At 42.6% G+C, this 19,010-nt stretch carries 1 protein-coding gene; it reads left to right on the forward strand.

The window, feature by feature from the left end; all coding sequences use genetic code 11:
* Positions 1–252 precede the first annotated feature (252 nt).
* Positions 253–19,005 carry a DUF7507 domain-containing protein gene (locus H9L23_RS07420; protein WP_187594363.1) on the forward strand — a complete coding sequence of 6,251 codons (18,753 nt, stop codon included), beginning with the start codon at positions 253–255 and terminating at the stop codon, positions 19,003–19,005.
* Positions 19,006–19,010 lie beyond the last annotated feature (5 nt).

The raw sequence follows: 19,010 nt of genomic DNA on the forward strand, positions 1-19,010 counted from the left end.
GCTATTCTTTTTAGCCCTTTTTGCTACTTGTAAGAGTGTGAAAAATAACATACTTTTGCCGCCCTCAAAAACAACGTTTTTTTATAGTGTCTATCTCTTCAAAAGTGTTTTATAATCAGCGTGTATGCGCTGATTTTGCTGCATTCCCTAAAGAGAAATTTTTATAAACAAACAAGCTTTTTAGGAAGATTTTGTGCTCATCGGATGAGACCAATTTTAAGCAGTAATAACCCTATTATCCCAATGGGCAGAATGAATAAACTTATACAACGCTTTTTTAATGATTTTCAGCAGGAAACCTGGTTTAAATTCATGGTTTTATCTGTGTTTTTGCTTATCTCTGTCTCGTCTGTTACTGCACAAACCTACAAAACGCATTATATCGCCCCTGCGCCTTGGCAATACTTTACTGTTGCTAACGAATTAATTGTTTCAACGGTAAGTACAACGCCAATTTCTGTCACTGTAAAAAAGAGCGATGGGAGCTTAATTACAACATTGAACAATGTTGTGGCAGGCAGTCCGGCAAAATACCGCTTTGCAGGTGCGGTTACCAGTTTTCCATACTTAAACCTAAATACCAATATTAATGCGGCTGGGCTTATTGTAGAAGGAACATCAGCAATCAGTGTAAATATCAGGAACGTAGCATCGGATCAAAGCAATGATGATTATATCAAAGGCAACTCTTCATTGTTCAGTTTTGGCGATGCAGCGATAGGTAATAAATTCAGAGTAGGGTATTACCGGAATGGAGAAATTTATACAAGCAATAACCCCAATTATAACACCAGGCAGCATAATGTGATTTATAGTGTTATGGCTATTGAAAATAATACAGTGGTGAGCATTAATGGTGTAGCTACTACCACATTAAATGCCGGCCAAAGTTATTTGTTTAATGCCAACATGGGGTCATTGGTGGAAACATCAGGGCCAGCAGTAATGAACACCAGTGCTCAATTTGATGCTCCAACTTACACTACTGAATGTTATGATAGTGCGAGTAATCCTGTGCCGCCTATAACGTCATTGGGGAATGAATACGTAGTAGTTAGGGGAGCTGGAAACAACATTGCAGAGCAAACCACAGTAATTGCGTCGGAAGCGAATACATCTATTACCGTTTACAATTTTAATACGGCAGGTGTTTTACAGAGCACCAATACCTATAATTTAGTTGCTGCCGGTAGTTTTGTTACTTTTCCGAATGGAATCGCCGGAGCTGGCAATATCAATGGACAAGACGGACAGGTATATTCTGCAAGCCGCATTGTAGCCAATAAAAATGTGGTGGCTTATTCAGGTACCGCACAAAAATGTGAAGTAGATGTGGCAACACTTGCTCCAATCTCTTCCTGTGGCGGATCGAAAAGAGTAGAGACGGTTAAATTTCGTGACTTAAACGAAACTAAGAATCTACCTTATTTCTCTTATATCATTTTACAAGATCCTACTGCGCCGGTTTTACTGTCAACAGATAATGGTTATACCAATAAAAATATCGAAACTATTGCTGGAGTTGGAATCAGAAGACAAATGGGATCGACCGGGCAATATATCATTGATTTTGATGACACAGAAATAGGCACACCAAATGTAATTACTTTAACCAGTACTGCCAGGTTAACGGTTAATATGGTTCAGCAGGGTGGGGGATTCTCGATGTCGAATTTTCTTTCGCCTTTTCCAGAAAAAGCGTTGAAACCGACTTTTACGCAAAGCGATTGTGCTTCGGCATTGTTAACTGCGGATCCTTCGAGTGTTGCTCCATTTCAATGGTATTTAGATGGAACAGCCATCTCCGGTGCTACCAGTAACACCTATGTAGCACCAGTTTCAGGAACATATACGGTTACATCGAAATTAGATTGCGGAATGAGTGCGCAATCTTTGCCTATTACTGTCGCCTTATGTAATGTTGATATAATTGCAGGTAAGACCGTTAGCGATTCTTCGCCCGGTATCGGAACAACGGTTGCTTTCACGGTAACGGTTAAAAATTCGAATGTTGCTTCAGGAACGGTTACTGGTACTGGTAATGCAATTGGAGTTTCAGCAGCAGATTTATTGCCTGCAGGATATACTTACGTTTCAAGTACATCCAGTACCGGAACTTCATATAATCCTTCTACCGGACTATGGTCGATAGGATCGATGGCAGCTGGTGAAACAAAAACATTAACCATCAACGCAAAGGTTGTTTCATCAAGCGCCACAAATGCCTATAAAAACACGGTTACAGTTACTGGGCCACAGAATGATCCGGTTTTAAGCAATAATACAGCTTCAGTAAGCGTAACTCCATCTGCAATATCTTTATTTAGTGGCAATGATGCTCAGGTGGTTTGCGCAGGAAGTGCGATAACCGACATTGTTTATCAGATGCCTGCTTCTGCAACTGCTGGTAGCGCAAAAGTTGATAATTTGCCATTGGGGGTTAGTTATACCTTTGATTCATCTACAAAAAGATTGACTATATCTGGAACAACCACTGCCTTGTTGTTTTCTAACACTGTTTATACTTATACGGTTAAATCCGGGTCAGTTACAACCGAAGGTAATATAACGGTTATGGCTACCTTAGGTGCCCCTTCCTTTACACGTGGTTCCTCTTCATCCAGGTGTCAGGGAGCCGGAGTAGACAACTATAGCGCTACGGCAACAAACAGCAACTCGATCACTTATAGTTTATCTCCTTCAAATGCAGGGGTAATCAATTCTTCAACGGGTGATGTAACCTGGTCGGCCAATTATAATGGTACTGCTACAATCACGGCTACAGCAGTTAATACATGTTCTACTAAAACCGCAAACCATACGGTAACGGTTACCTCAACAGGAATTATTACGGGATCTGCAACGCAATGCTCAGGATCTAACGGAACGTTAACATTAACGGGCGCTCCTGCTACAGTAGTACGTTGGGAATCATCAACAGATAATGGCATTAGCTGGGGAGCAATTTCAAATACCACCAAAACTTTAAATTATACCAACATTGGTATTACCACTATTTACAGGGCAATTGTTTCAGGTGGTAGCTGTACTAATGCAATTTCGGGTACTGCAACGGTTACGGTAACACCGCGTCCGGTAATTGCCGATCAAACTTATTATATCTGTAAAACAGGTAGTTTTACTTTTGCACCGGTTGATGTTCCTAATGGAACAACTTATACATGGTCTGCTCCTGTACTTTCATCAACAGATATTACAGGTGGAACATCGGGCAGTGCACAGCTTTCGGTAAATCAGACTTTAACCAATTCGGGTACTGCCTTGCAAACGGCAACTTATACGGTTACACCAACGTACGCATCGTGCAGTGGAAATCCTTTTAAGATTACGGTATATGTTGTGCCAACGCTTTCTGTTTCTGCAACGGGACAGACGATCTGTTCGGCAGCTGCATTTAGTGTTACACCAGTTAGCAATGTAAACGGCACGAATTACACATGGACTGCAGCGTTGACCAATGGAACTGCAACAGGCTTTTCAAATCAATCAACAGCAGTTGCCGGACCAATTTCGCAAACACTTTCAAATACTTCAGGTGCTGATGTAACTGTGAGGTATACGGTAACACCTGTTTATAATGGATGTACTGGTGCAACATTTACTTTCGATATTATTGTAAGAACTGCTACATCTGCACCAACCGCAAGCAACCAGACTTTCTGCGAAATTATGAATGCTACTGTTGCCAATTTAGCTGCAACCGGAACTGCAGTTAAATGGTATACCCAGTCTACTGGCGGAACTGCTTTAGCTTCGACAACTGCTTTGGCCAATGGAACTTACTATGCGAGTCAGACGGTTAACGGTTGTGAAAGCGCAAGCCGCGCTTCGGTTACGGTAAGCATTACCGCTACGCCTGCACCAACGGCTAGCAATCAAACTTTCTGTGAAATTTCGAATGCGACAGTTGCCAGTTTATCGTCAACTGGAACTGCGGTTAAATGGTATACCCAGTCTACTGGTGGAACTGCTTTAACTTCGACAACTGCTTTGGCCAATGGAACTTATTACGCAAGTCAAACGGTGAATGGTTGTGAAAGTGCAAGCCGCGCTTCGGTCACAGTGACGATTTATCAAAGTCCTAAAGGATTTAATGATACAAAAACTTTGGATTGTGCGGGAACTTTAAGTTACAATATCCAAACTGAGAATATCAATAATACGGCTAATGGTGGCAATTCTGTTCCTTCGTCGTTTACCTGGACGATAAGTTCGAATGCGAATGTAACCGGAGCAGCCAGCGGATCGGGAAACACGATCAATCAGACTTTAGTAAATACAAGCAATAGTGTACAAACTATAATTTATACGGTAACCCCTAAAGCTACAGTTACCGGAGCCTGCGTTGGTAATCCATTTACCATCACCGTAAATGTACCGGTATGTTCGTCTATATCGATCACAAAAACGGCAAATGTAGCGGCTGTCAACCAAGCTGGAAATGTAATTAATTATACCATTACGGTTGCAAACACAGGAAATGCCAATCAAAATAATGTAGTGCTTAACGATCCTTTACTGGGAGGCAATCTAAACAATCCCGTTAAAACTGGAAATACGGATAATATTTTAGAAAAAGGAGAGGTTTGGACTTATGCCGGATCATATACCGTTTTACAGTCAGACTTAAACAATAATGGTAAGCCAACCAATAATTCAGGCAAAATCAGTAATACTGCAAGTGTAACCACCACTGAACTGCCAACAGCAAAAACAGCGATAGCCGATGTTAATATTGCTTTGAATCCTGCTGTTACTTTAGTAAAAACAGGCACGTTGAACATCAATGGTAATACGATCAGTTATTTGTTTACGGTTAAAAACACGGGTAATGTTACCTTAAGTAATCTTGCCGTAACAGATAGCAAAGTTACCGGTGCAATTACTTTGGGTACTACAACCTTAGCACCGGGAGCAAGCACTACAGCAACGGCATCTTATACGATCTCTGCGGTAGAAAAAGCTGCCGGAACGGTTAGCAATACCGCTACCGTTAATGGAAAAACGCCATCAAATGCTAATGTTTCTGATGTTTCGGGTACAACGGAAAGCAACGACAACCCGACGGTAACCAATACCGGTGTTTATGCGGTTGATGATGCAGGTACCTTGAGTGCTGTAACCGGTGGTGTTGCGGTGAACAATGTGCTGGCTAACGATAAGGTTAACGGTAATCAGGCTACTTTGACCAATGTTACGATTAGTCAGATTTCGAGTACAAATCCGAATATTTCCATTGATCCAGCTACAGGAAAAGTTAATGTGCTTCCTGGTACTCCTGTTGGTGATTATACTTTGGTTTATCAGATCGAAGATAAGGCGAACCCAGGAAATGTAAAACAGGCAACGGTTACAGTTCACTTAACTACAGGCGCAATACTGGCAAAAGACGATACAGGTTCAGCCAATTCAGTAACCGGCGGCACTGCTGTTGCAAATATTTTGGCCAACGATAGTTATAACGGTGGAACACAGGCTACTTTAGCTAACGTAACGATTACCAATGGGACGAACGATAGCAATGGCAAGGTGGCACTTGATCCTGCTACAGGTGCAGTAACTGTTGCAACCAATACCCCTGCAGCTGTTTACACTTTGACATATACCATTACCGATAAACTTGATGCTTCTAAAACTTCAACCGCTACGGTAAAAGTAACGGTTGCTTCTGGAGTGATTTTAGCGAAAGACGATACCGGTTCAGCCAATTCAGTAACCGGCGGCACTGTTGTTGCAAATGTTTTGGCTAACGATACTTTTAACGGTGGAACTCAGGCTACTTTAGCTAACGTAACGATTACCAATGGGACGAACGATAGCAATGGCAAGGTGGTACTTGATCCTGCTACAGGTGCAGTAACTGTTGCAACTAATACCCCGGCAGGTGTTTACACTTTGACTTATACCATAACCGATAAACTGGACGGCAGTAAAACTTCTACCGCAACTGTAAAAGTGACTGTGTCTTCGGATGCGATTTTAGCAAAAGATGATGCTGGTTCAGCGAATGCTGTAATTGGTGGAACAAACATCATCGATGTGCTGGCCAACGATACTTATAACGGTGGAACGCAGGCTTCTTTGGCAAACGTTACGATCACCAATGGTACCAACGACAGCAATGGCAAAGTGGCGCTTGATCCTGCTACTGGTAAAGTGAGCGTTGCCGCGAATACCCCGGCAGCAGTTTACACTTTAACTTATACCATCACCGATAAATTAGATCCGAGCAAAACTTCAACCGCTACGATAAAAGTAACTATTGCTTCGGGTGCGATTTTAGCAAAAGACGATGCTGGTTCAGCGAATGCTGTAACTGGTGGAACAAACATCATCGATGTACTGGCCAACGATAGTTATAACGGTGGAACCCAGGCAAGCTTAGCCAATGTTACGATTAGCAATGGTACCAATAACAGCAATGGCAAAGTGACGCTTGATCCTGCTACTGGTAAAGTGAGCGTTGCAACCAATACCCCAGCAGGTGTTTACACTTTAACCTATACTATTACCGATAAATTAGATGCAAGTAAAACTTCTACTGCAACGGTAAAAGTAACCGTGGCTTCGGGTGCGATACTGGCAAAAGATGATGCTGGTTCAGCAAATTCAGTAAGTGGTGGAGCAAACATCATCGATGTACTGGCCAACGATAGTTATAACGGTGGAACGCAGACTACTTTGGCAAACGTTACGATCACCAATGGTACCAACGACAGCAATGGCAAGGTAATACTTGACCCATTAACTGGTAAAGTAACTGTTGCAACCAATACCCCCGCAGGTGTTTACACTTTAACTTATACCATCACCGATAAATTAGATCCGAGCAAAACTTCAACCGCTACGGTAAAAGTAACGGTTGCTTCAGGAGCCATCCTTGCAAAAGACGATGCTGGTTCAGCGAACTCGGTAATAGGCGGAGCAAATATCGTCGATGTACTGGCCAACGATACCTACAACGGCGGAACGCAGGCAAGCTTAGCCAATGTTACGATTAGCAATGGTGCCAATGACAGCAATGGCAAAGTGACGCTTGATCCTGCTACTGGTAAATTGAGCGTTGCTGCGAATACTCCTGCAGCAGTTTATACTTTAACTTATACCATCACCGATAAATTAGATCCGAGCAAAACTTCAACCGCAACGGTAAAAGTAACGGTTGCTTCGGGGGCTATTTTGGCAAAAGACGATACAGGTTCAGCCAATTCAGTAACCGGAGGCACAGCTGTAACAAATGTTTTAGCAAATGATAGCTATAATGGAACAACTACTGCTCCAACTTTGGCTGATGTTACTATTACCAACGGTACGAACGATAGCAATGGCAAGGTAACTTTAGATCCTGCTACTGTAGCGGTAAGTGTTGCCGCCAATACCCCGGCAGGTGTTTACACTTTAACCTATATCATCACTGATAAATTGGATGCAAGTAAAACTTCTACTGCAACAATAAAAGTAACGGTTGCTTCTGGAGTGATTTTGGCTAAAGACGATGCTGGTTCAGCGAACTCGGTAACAGGCGGAGCAAACATCATCGATGTGCTAACAAACGATACCTATAATGGCGGAACTCAGGCTACTTTGGCCAACGTTACCATCGCCAATGGTACGAATGATAGCAATGGCAAGGTAACACTTGATCCATTAACCGGTAAAGTAAGCGTTGCCGCGAATACCCCCGCAGGTGTTTACACTTTAACTTATACCATCACCGATAAATTAGATCCGAGCAAAACTTCAACCGCTACGGTAAAAGTAACTATTGCTTCGGGTGCGATTTTAGCAAAAGACGATGCTGGTTCAGCGAATGCTGTAACCGGCGGAGCAAACATCATCGATGTACTTGCCAACGATACTTATAACGGTGGAACGCAGGCTTCTTTGGCAAACGTTACGATCACCAATGGTACCAACGACAGCAATGGCAAAGTGACGCTTGATCCTGCTACTGGTAAAGTAACTGTTGCAACCAATACCCCAGCAGGTGTTTACACTTTAACTTATACCATCACCGATAAACTGGATGCGTCTAAAATTTCTACCGCAATGGTAAAAGTAACGGTTGCTTCGGGAGCTTTATTAGCTAAGGATGATTCTGGAAATGTTAATGGCCTGGTAGGAGGGTTAGCTGTTGCGAATGTACTCGCTAATGATGGTTATAATGGAACTACCATCGCTCCAACTTTAAATGATGTCAATCTTTCACAAGTTTCTACCTCAAACCCTAATGTTAAGTTAAATGTTGCAACGGGCCAGGTAGATGTAGCACCTAATACTCCAGCAGGAGTATATACGTTGATTTATGAAATTTCGGATAAATTAGATGCGGGTCAAACCAAAACAGCTACTGTTACTGTAACTGTTGGTGCTCCTGCTTTGGTCGCTACAGCCGATTCAGGAAATGCAAACGGCTATACCGGTGGAACAGCAGTGGAGAATGTATTGTTGAACGATACCTACAACGGCAACCCGGCCACTTTGAATGAGGTTAAATTAAGTCAGGTTTCAACCACCAATCCTAATGTTACTTTAGATGTAACCACCGGAAAAGTTAATGTTGCACCGAACACTCCGGCTGGTACCTATATTTTGGTTTACCTGATCGAAGATAAACTGAACTCAGGTCAGACGAAGAATGCTACCGTTACTGTAACCATTTCAGCACCAGCGATGGTTGCTACAGCCGATTCAGGAAATGCAAACGGTTATACTGGTGGAACCGCTGTAGAGAATGTATTAACAAACGATACCTACAATGGTAACCCGGCCACTTTAAATGAAGTTAAATTAAGCCAGGTTTCAACTACTAATCCTAACGTTACTTTAGAAGTAACCACCGGAAAAGTGAACGTTGCGCCAAATACTCCGGCTGGTACCTATACTCTGGTTTACCAGATCGAAGATAAACTGAACCCTGGTCAGACCAAAACGGCTACCGTTACTGTAACTGTTGGCGCTCCTGCAATGGTTGCTACAAACGATTCAGGAAATGCAAACGGCTATACCGGTGGAACAGCAGTAGAAAATGTATTGTTGAACGATACCTATAACGGCAACCCGGCTACTTTAAATGAAGTAAAACTAAGCCAGGTTTCAACCACTAACCCTAATGTTACTTTAGATGTAACCACCGGAAAAGTGAACGTTGTGCCAAACACTCCGGCAGGTACCTATACTCTGGTTTACCAGATCGAAGATAAACTGAACCCAGGTCAGACGAAGAATGCTACCGTTACTGTAACTGTTGGTTCTCCTGCAATGATCGCTACAAGCGATTCAGGAAATGCAAACGGTTATACCGGTGGAATAGCTGTTGAAAACGTATTATTAAACGATACCTATAACGGTAATCCAGCCACTTTAAATGAAGTAAAACTAAGCCAGGTTTCAACCACTAATCCAAATGTTACTTTAGATGTAACCACCGGAAAAGTGAACGTAGCACCAAATACTCCTACAGGTACTTACGAAGTTATTTACCAGATCGAAGATAAACTGAACCTAGGTCAGACAAAGAATGCTACCGTTACTGTAACTGTTGTTGCTCCTGCAATGGTTGCTACAGCCGATTCAGGAAATGCAAACGGTTATACCGGTGGAACAGCTGTAGAAAATGTATTGTTGAATGATACTTATAACGGCAACCCGGCTACCTTGAACGAGGTTAAATTAAGCCAGGTTTCAACCACTAATCCTAACGTTACTTTAGACGTAACCACCGGAAAAGTGAACGTTGCGCCAAATACTCCTGCGGGCATTTATACTTTGGTTTACCAGATCGAAGATAAACTGAACCCGGGTCAGACCAAAATAGCTACTGTTACTGTAACCGTTTCAGCACCAACAATGGTTGCTACAGCCGATTCAGGAAATGCAAACGGTTATACTGGTGGAACAGCAGTTGAAAATGTATTATTAAACGATACTTATAACGGCAACCCGGCTACTTTGAATGAAGTGAAACTAAGCCAGGTTTCAACTACCAATCCTAACGTTACTTTAGATGTAACCACCGGAAAAGTGAATGTTGCACCGAACACTCCGGCTGGTACCTATACTTTGGTTTACCAGATCGAAGATAAACTGAACCCAGGTCAGACTAAAACGGCAACGGTAACCGTAACTGTTGGCGCTCCTGCAATGATTGCTACAGCCGATTCAGGTAATGCAAACGGCTATACCGGTGGAACGGCGGTAGAGAATGTACTGGTTAACGATACTTACAACGGTAATCCAGCCACTTTAAACGAGGTTAAATTAAGCCAGGTTTCAATCACTAATCCTAACGTTACTTTAGATGTAACCACTGGAAAAGTGAACGTTGCGCCGAATACACCGGCAGGAACTTACGAAGTAGTTTACCAGATCGAAGATAAACTGAACCCTGGTCAAACCAAAACGGCTACCGTTACTGTAACTGTTGTTGCTCCTGCAATGATTGCTACAGCCGATTCAGGAAATGCAAACGGTTATACTGGTGGAACCGCTGTAGAAAATGTATTGTTGAACGATACCTACAACGGCAACCCGGCTAATTTAAATGAAGTGAAACTAAGCCAGGTTTCAACTACCAATCCTAATGTTACTTTAGATGTAACCACCGGAAAAGTGAACGTTACGCCGAACACTCCTGCAGGTACTTACGAAGTAGTTTACCAGATCGAAGACAAACTGAACCCTGGCCAGACCAAAACGGCTACTGTAACTATTACTGTTGGTGCTCCAGCAATGATTGCCACGAGCGATTCAGGAAATGCAAACGGTTATACCGGTGGAATTGCTGTAGAAAATGTATTAACAAACGATACTTACAATGGTAACCCGGCTACCTTGAATGAAGTAAAACTAAGCCAGGTTTCAACCACTAACCCTAACGTAACCTTAGATGTAACCACTGGAAAAGTGAACGTTGCGCCAAATACCTCTGCGGGCATTTATACTTTGGTTTACCAGATCGAAGACAAACTGAATCCAGGTCAGACGAAGAATGCTACTGTAACTGTAACCGTTTCGGCGCCAGTAATGGTTGCGACAGCCGATTCAGGAAATGCAAACGGTTATACTGGTGGAACCGCTGTAGAAAATGTATTGTTGAACGATATCTACAACGGCAACCCGGCTAATTTAAATGAAGTAAAATTAAGCCAGGTTTCAACTACCAATCCTAATGTTACCTTAGATGTAACCACTGGAAAAGTGAATGTTGCTCCAAATACTCCGACAGGAACTTACGAAGTAGTTTACCAGATCGAAGACAAACTGAACCCTGGTCAGACGAAGAATGCTACCGTTACTGTAACTGTTGGTGCTCCTGCAATGGTTGCCACAAACGATTCAGGAAATGCAAACGGCTATACCGGTGGAACTGCTGTAGAAAATGTATTGTTGAACGATACCTACAACGGCAACCCGGCCACTTTAAATGAAGTAAAACTAAGCCAGGTTTCAACTACTAACCCTAACGTAACCTTAGATGTAACCACCGGAAAAGTGAACGTTGCGCCAAATACCCCTGCGGGCGTTTACACTTTGGTTTACCAGATCGAAGATAAACTGAACCCTGGTCAGACGAAGAATGCTACCGTTACTGTAACCGTTTCAGCACCAGCGATGGTTGCCAAAAACGATTCAGGAAATGCAAACGGCTATACCGGTGGAACAGCAGTGGGGAATGTATTAACAAACGATACTTATAACAGCAACCCGGCTACCTTAAATGAAGTAAAACTAAGCCAGGTTTCAACCACTAATCCTAACGTTACTTTAGATGTAACCACCGGAAAAGTGAACGTTGCGCCGAATACTCCGGCAGGAACTTACGAAGTAGTTTACCAGATCGAAGACAAACTGAACCCTGGTCAGACGAAGAATGCTACCGTTACTGTAACTGTTGGTGCTCCTGCAATGGTTGCCACAAACGATTCAGGAAATGCAAACGGCTATATCGGTGGAACAGCAGTGGAGAATGTATTGCTGAACGATACCTATAATGGTAATCCAGCCACTTTGAACGAGGTTAAATTAAGCCAGGTTTCAACCACTAATCCTAACGTTACTTTAGACGTAACCACCGGAAAAGTGAACGTTGCGCCGAATACACCGGCAGGAACTTATACTCTGGTATACCAGATCGAAGATAAACTGAATCCAGGCCAGACCAAAACGGCTACCGTTACTGTAACTGTTGGTGCTCCTGCAATGGTTGCCACAGCCGATTCAGGAAATGCAAACGGCTATACTGGTGGAACTGCGGTAGAAAATGTATTGTTGAATGATACTTACAACGGTAATCCAGCCACTTTAAACGAGGTTAAATTAAGCCAGGTTTCAACCACTAATCCTAACGTTACTTTAGACGTAACCACTGGAAAAGTGAACGTTGCGCCGAATACACCGGCAGGAACTTACGAAGTAGTTTACCAGATCGAAGATAAACTGAACCCAGGTCAAACCAAAACAGCTACTGTTACTGTAACTGTTGGTGCTCCTGCTTTGGTCGCTACAGCCGATTCAGGAAATGCAAACGGTTATACCGGGGGAACAGCAGTGGAGAATGTATTGTTGAACGATACCTACAACGGCAACCCGGCCACTTTGAACGAGGTTAAATTAAGCCAGGTTTCAACTACCAATCCTAATGTTACTTTAGATGTAACTACTGGAAAAGTGAATGTTGCACCTAACACGCAGGCTGGAACTTATACCTTGGTTTACCAGATCGAAGATAAACTTAATCCTGGTCAGACTAAAACGGCAACGGTAAATGTAACTGTTGGCGCTCCTGCAATGATTGCTACAGCCGATTCAGGAAATGCAAACGGTTATACTGGTGGAACAGCTGTTGAAAATGTATTGTTGAATGATACTTATAACGGCAACCCGGCTACTTTAAACGAGGTTAAATTAAGCCAGGTTTCAACCACTAATCCTAACGTTACTTTAGACGTAACCACCGGAAAAGTGAATGTTGCACCAAATACCCCTGTGGGCATTTACACTTTGGTTTACCAGATCGAAGACAAACTGAACCCAGGTCAGAAGAAGAATGCTACTGTTACTGTAACCGTTTCAGCACCAGCAATGGTTGCCACAAGCGATTCAGGAAATGCAAACGGTTATACCGGTGGAACCGCAGTTGAAAATGTATTGCTGAACGATACCTATAATGGTAATCCAGCCACTTTGAACGAGGTTAAATTAAGCCAGGTTTCAACCACTAATCCAAATGTTACTTTAGATGTAACCAATGGAAAAGTGAACGTTGCACCGAACACTCCGGCTGGTACCTATATTTTGGTTTACCTGATCGAAGATAAACTGAACCCTGGTCAGACGAATAATGCTACCGTTACTGTAACTGTTGGCGCTCCTGCAATGATTGCTACAAACGATTCAGGAAATGCAAACGGTTATACCGGTGGAATTGCTGTAGAAAATGTATTAACAAACGATACTTACAACGGCAACCCGGCTACTTTAAATGAAGTAAAACTAAGCCAGGTTTCAACTACCAATCCTAACGTTACTTTAGATGTAACCACCGGAAAAGTGAACGTTGCTCCGAATACTCCGGCTGGTACCTATACTCTGGTTTACCAGATCGAAGACAAACTGAACCCTGGTCAGACTAAAACGGCTACCGTTACTGTAACTGTTGTTGCTCCTGCAATGGTTGCTACAGCCGATTCAGGAAATGCAAACGGTTATACCGGTGGAATAGCTTTTGAAAACGTATTATTAAACGATACCTATAACGGTAATCCAGCCACTTTGAACGAGGTTAAATTAAGCCAGGTTTCAACTACCAATCCTAATGTTACTTTAGATGTAGCCACCGGAAAAGTGAACGTTGCGCCGAATACTCCAGCAGGAACTTACGAAGTAGTTTACCAGATCGAAGATAAACTGAACCCTGGTCAGACGAAGAATGCTACCGTTACTGTAACTGTTGGTGCTCCTGCAATGGTTGCCACAAACGATTCAGGAAATGCAAACGGCTATACTGGTGGAACAGCTGTTGAAAATGTATTGTTGAACGATACCTACAACGGCAACCCGGCCACTTTGAACGAGGTTAAATTAAGCCAGGTTTCAACTACCAATCCTAACGTTACTTTAGACGTAACCACCGGAAAAGTGAACGTGGCACCAAACACTCCTGCAGGTACTTACGAAGTAGTTTACCAGATCGAAGACAAACTGAATCCAGGTCAGACTAAAACGGCTACCGTTACTGTAACTGTAGGTACTCCTGCAATGGTTGCTACAGCCGATTCAGGAAATGCAAACGGCTATACCGGTGGAACAGCAGTAGAAAATGTATTGTTGAATGATACTTACAACGGTAACCCGGCCACTTTAAATGAAGTAAAATTAAGCCAGGTTTCAACCACTAATCCTAACGTTACTTTAGACGTAACCACCGGAAAAGTGAACGTTTCTCCAAACACTCCTGCAGGTACTTACGAAGTTGTTTACCAGATCGAAGACAAACTGAACCCTGGTCAGACGAATAATGCTACCGTTACTGTAACTGTTGGCGCTCCTGCAATGATTGCTACAGCCGATTCAGGAAATGCAAACGGTTATACTGGTGGAACCGCAGTTGAAAATGTATTGTTGAACGATACTTACAACGGTAACCCGGCCACTTTGAACGAGGTTAAATTAAGCCAGGTTTCAACTACCAATCCTAATGTTACTTTAGATGTAGCCACCGGAAAAGTGAACGTTGCGCCGAATACTCCGACAGGAACTTACGAAATAGTTTACCAGATCGAAGACAAACTGAACCCTGGTCAGACCAAAACGGCTATCGTTACTGTAACTGTTGGTGCTCCTGCAATGGTTGCTACAGCCGATTCAGGAAATGCAAACGGCTATACCGGTGGAACAGCAGTTGAAAATGTATTGTTGAACGATACTTACAACGGTAACCCGGCTACCTTGAACGAAGTAAAACTAAGCCAGGTTTCAACTACCAATCCTAACGTTACTTTAGATGTAACCACCGGAAAAGTGAACGTTTCTCCAAATACTCCTGCAGGTACTTACGAAGTTGTTTACCAGATCGAAGACAAATTGAACCCAGGTCAGACTAAAACGGCTACTGTTACTGTAACGGTTGGAACCAGCACAATTTTAGCTCAGGATGATGCCGGAACCGCGAACGGATTTACCGGAGGCGTGGCCATCGAGAATATTTTGTTTAACGATACCTATAATAATAACTCAAAAGCAAATACAACAATTATTGCAATCAGTCAGATTTCCACTTCAAATGCAAATGTGACCTTAGATTTAGCAACCGGAAAAGTAAATGTTGCTGCGGGTACACTTCCAGGAGTATATACCTTATCTTACCAGATAACCGATAAATTAGATCCGGGCAAATCTTCAACTGCGGTAGTAACGGTAACCATCCCTAACTGGATAGCAGATCTTCAGATCAGCAAAACGGCAAATGTTACCGGCGTTGAAAGTAATGGAACAATCAGCTATACCATTAATATTAAGAATAATGGACCAGCTACCCTATTAAGTGGTCAGGTTATTGGTTTGACCGAAAACCTTCCTTCCGGACTGGAAAATATCACCTATAATGCCGTTGGAGGAACATATAGTTCAACAGCAAATACCTTTACCCTGGCTGCAGATTTAACTGTTGGTAAACAGGTGAGTTTAACCGTAAACGGTCGTATTGCAGCTGGTTTTACAGGTTCGGGTTTAACCAATAGTGTTGCATTAACACCAGCTCAGGGAACAACCGATCCTGAAAGCGGAAATAACCAGTCAACCATTACCACGCCATTGTTAAAGGGAAAAGTTGCCTTGATTAAAACAGGAATTTTAAGTGCAGATGGCAATAACATCACTTATTCTTTCAAAGTTACAAACGTTGGTGATGTAGAACTAAACAATATTATATTAACGGATGCCAAATTGGGCTTAAACAAAACTTTCCCTAACGCATTAGCAGTAGGGGCAAGCTTTACCTATAGTCAGGTTTATATTTTAACCCAGGGCGATAAAGATGCTGCCTTGGTGACCAATACGGCTTCTATAAGTGCTAAAACACCTGTTGGAAATGCGATTACAGATGTTTCGGGAACAGATTATTCGAATGATAATCCTACCGAAACCCCGATCTCAGGTAGCCCGAAATTTACTTTCACCAAAGTAGCCAGTGCTGTCGGAACAAAAGTTGGCGAATCAATCAGTTATACCTTTACTTTAACCAATGCAGGAACGGTTACACTTAATAATTTAAGTATAACGGATGCTGCTGTAGATGCCGGTTCGATCAGTCCTGCAAATATTTCAACTTTAGCACCTGGTGCCAGCGTAACGATCGCCGCAAAACATACATTAACTCAAAATGATGTGAATCAGGGATCATTTACGAACCAGGCTTCAGTAAAAGTGGCCGATAATAAAGGTAATATCATTAATCAGGTATCTGATGATCCTTCAACTCCGGCGCTAAATGATCCAACCGTAACCAAATTAACGCCAACACCAGGTTTTACTTTAACCAAATCGGCCACAAACACAGCAAATAAAGCCGGCGATATCATTAATTACAGCATTGTATTTAAAAATACAGGTAATGTAACCCTAACGGATATCGCTTTAGTTGATGCCAATGCAGATGCGGGAAGTTTAACGCCATCAAATATTACTTCGGTATTGCCAGGTGCTACGGTGAGTATTACGGCTAAACATACTGTAAAACAAAGTGATGTTAATGCTGGAGGTTTTAGCAACCAGGTAAGTGCAACGGTAAAAGATCCTAAAGGAAATACATTTACAAAAGTATCTGATGATCCGTCAACACCTGCTGCAGACGATGCAACTTTTACCAAAATTATTCCTGATCCATCTGTAAGGTTTACCAAAATGGTTGCCAACAGTGCGGGTATTGTAAAAACCATTGAGTACAGCATCCAGGTAACCAATACCGGAAATATTACCTTAACCGATATCGTGGTAACCGATCCGGGAGCAGATGCAGGCAGTATTACCCCATCGGTAATCAGTAAATTGGAGCCTGCCGAAACGGCTATGATTTTGGCCAGACACACACTGGTTCAGTCGGAAATTGATTACGGTAAGTTTGTAAATCAGGCCAGTTTAGTAGCGAAATTTGCCAGCGTTGGTAAATTGAACAAACTTTCTGATGATCCGAGAACCCCGGTCTTAGACGATCCTACCGTATTCCTGATCAAAGAAGCGCCAGGTTTAACTTTAGTTAAAACAGGTGTATTAAGTGCCGATGGAAATTCGGTAACCTATATCTTTATTGCAAAAAATACCGGTAATGTTACGTTGACCAATTTCAGTTTGGTTGATCCGAAAATTTCATCGGCCATTACCTTTGCACCTTCAAGTATAGCACCTGATGAAACTGCCACAGCCACTGCAGTGTATACCATTAGTCAGGCAGAGAAAAATGCGAGTTCAGTACGGAATACTGCTACTTTAACTGCAACTAGTTCGGCTGGAACTTCAGTTACTGATGTTTCCGGAACAGAAGAAGACAATGATTATCCAACCATTTTAGAGTTGCCTCAAATTGTAAGTACTAAAACGGTTGCCGATGCCAATAACAATGGCAGGGCAGAAGCCAGCGAAGTATTAACCTACACAATTACGGTTAAAAACAATGGTAATACCGCACGTACCGGGGTAAAAATTGCCGATCCGATTCCTGCAAATACCACTTATGTAAGTGCAAGTGCCAATAATGGAGGTGTACTGGTTGGTAATGCCCTCAACTGGAATAATTTAACCATTCCGGCCAACGGACAGGTGGTGGTTAATTTTAAAGTAACCGTTAATGCAACGCTACCATCAGGTACCTTGGCCATCAACAATAGTGCTACGGTTACCGATCCTGCAAATGCATCAACGCCCTTAAATCCGGCAGTTTCAATTCCTACTGAAGGTGCCCTGGAAGGCAGCAAATCAGTAGCTGATAACAAAGGGAATAAAGATGGCAAAGCGCAGGCCAACGAAATTTTAACTTACTCGTTGACGGTTAAGAATACAGGTGGATCTGCATTGAACGGCGTAACCATTACCGACGAACTTCCGGCAGGATTAACTTATGTGCCAGGTTCGGTTTCTGGTTATGGTACCGTGATGGGCAACAGCTTAAAATGGACCATTAACATGCAGGCCAATTCGAGCACGGTATTAACACTGGACGCCAAAGTTGCACCAGATGTAAACAGTTACAATGCCATTAAAAACGTGGCCATTATGACTGCTCCAAACGGAAAAACCTTAAATCCGGAAGCCATCATCAATGTAGATCAATCTGCCGATTTAATGGTGACCAAAGAGTTGTTAACCAAAGGAGATATCAAAACAGGATCGGATGTAATGTACAAGATTACAGTGACCAATAAAGGTCCGAACAGGGCAACAGGGGTTACTGTTAACGATCGTCTTTCTACCATTATCGATGCGCCGAAAGAAATTACGGTTACCATCGGTGCCACTACCTATTCTACTACAACAAGAGATTTGGTATGGCTGGTTGGAAGTTTGGATTTAAACCAGAGTGCAAGCTTAACCTTTAAATCAAGAACATTGGCTTCAGGTGTGTTAAATAATTCAGCAACGGTAAAAGCAGATCAGCCGGATCCGGTGAGCAACAATAACCTGGTACTTGCCGATGCGGCGACCATTTCGGGTGATGACCTGTTGATCCCGAACCTGTTTACACCAAATGGTGATGGTATAAATGATACTTTCGAAATCAACGGCCTTTCTGAGTTTGCAGAAAACGAGCTAACCATTATTAACCGTTGGGGAAATGAAGTGTTCCGTACCAAAGCTTACAAAAACAACTGGACAGGAGAGGGGCTGAACGAGGGTACTTATTACTACCTGCTTCGCGCCAGAAAAGGTGGTAGTAATGAATGGAAGGTTTATAAAGGCTATATCACCCTAATCAGGGCGTTTAAAAATTAATGAGC

This window comes from Pedobacter roseus, from assembly GCF_014395225.1.
GTDB lineage: Bacteria > Bacteroidota > Bacteroidia > Sphingobacteriales > Sphingobacteriaceae > Pedobacter > Pedobacter roseus.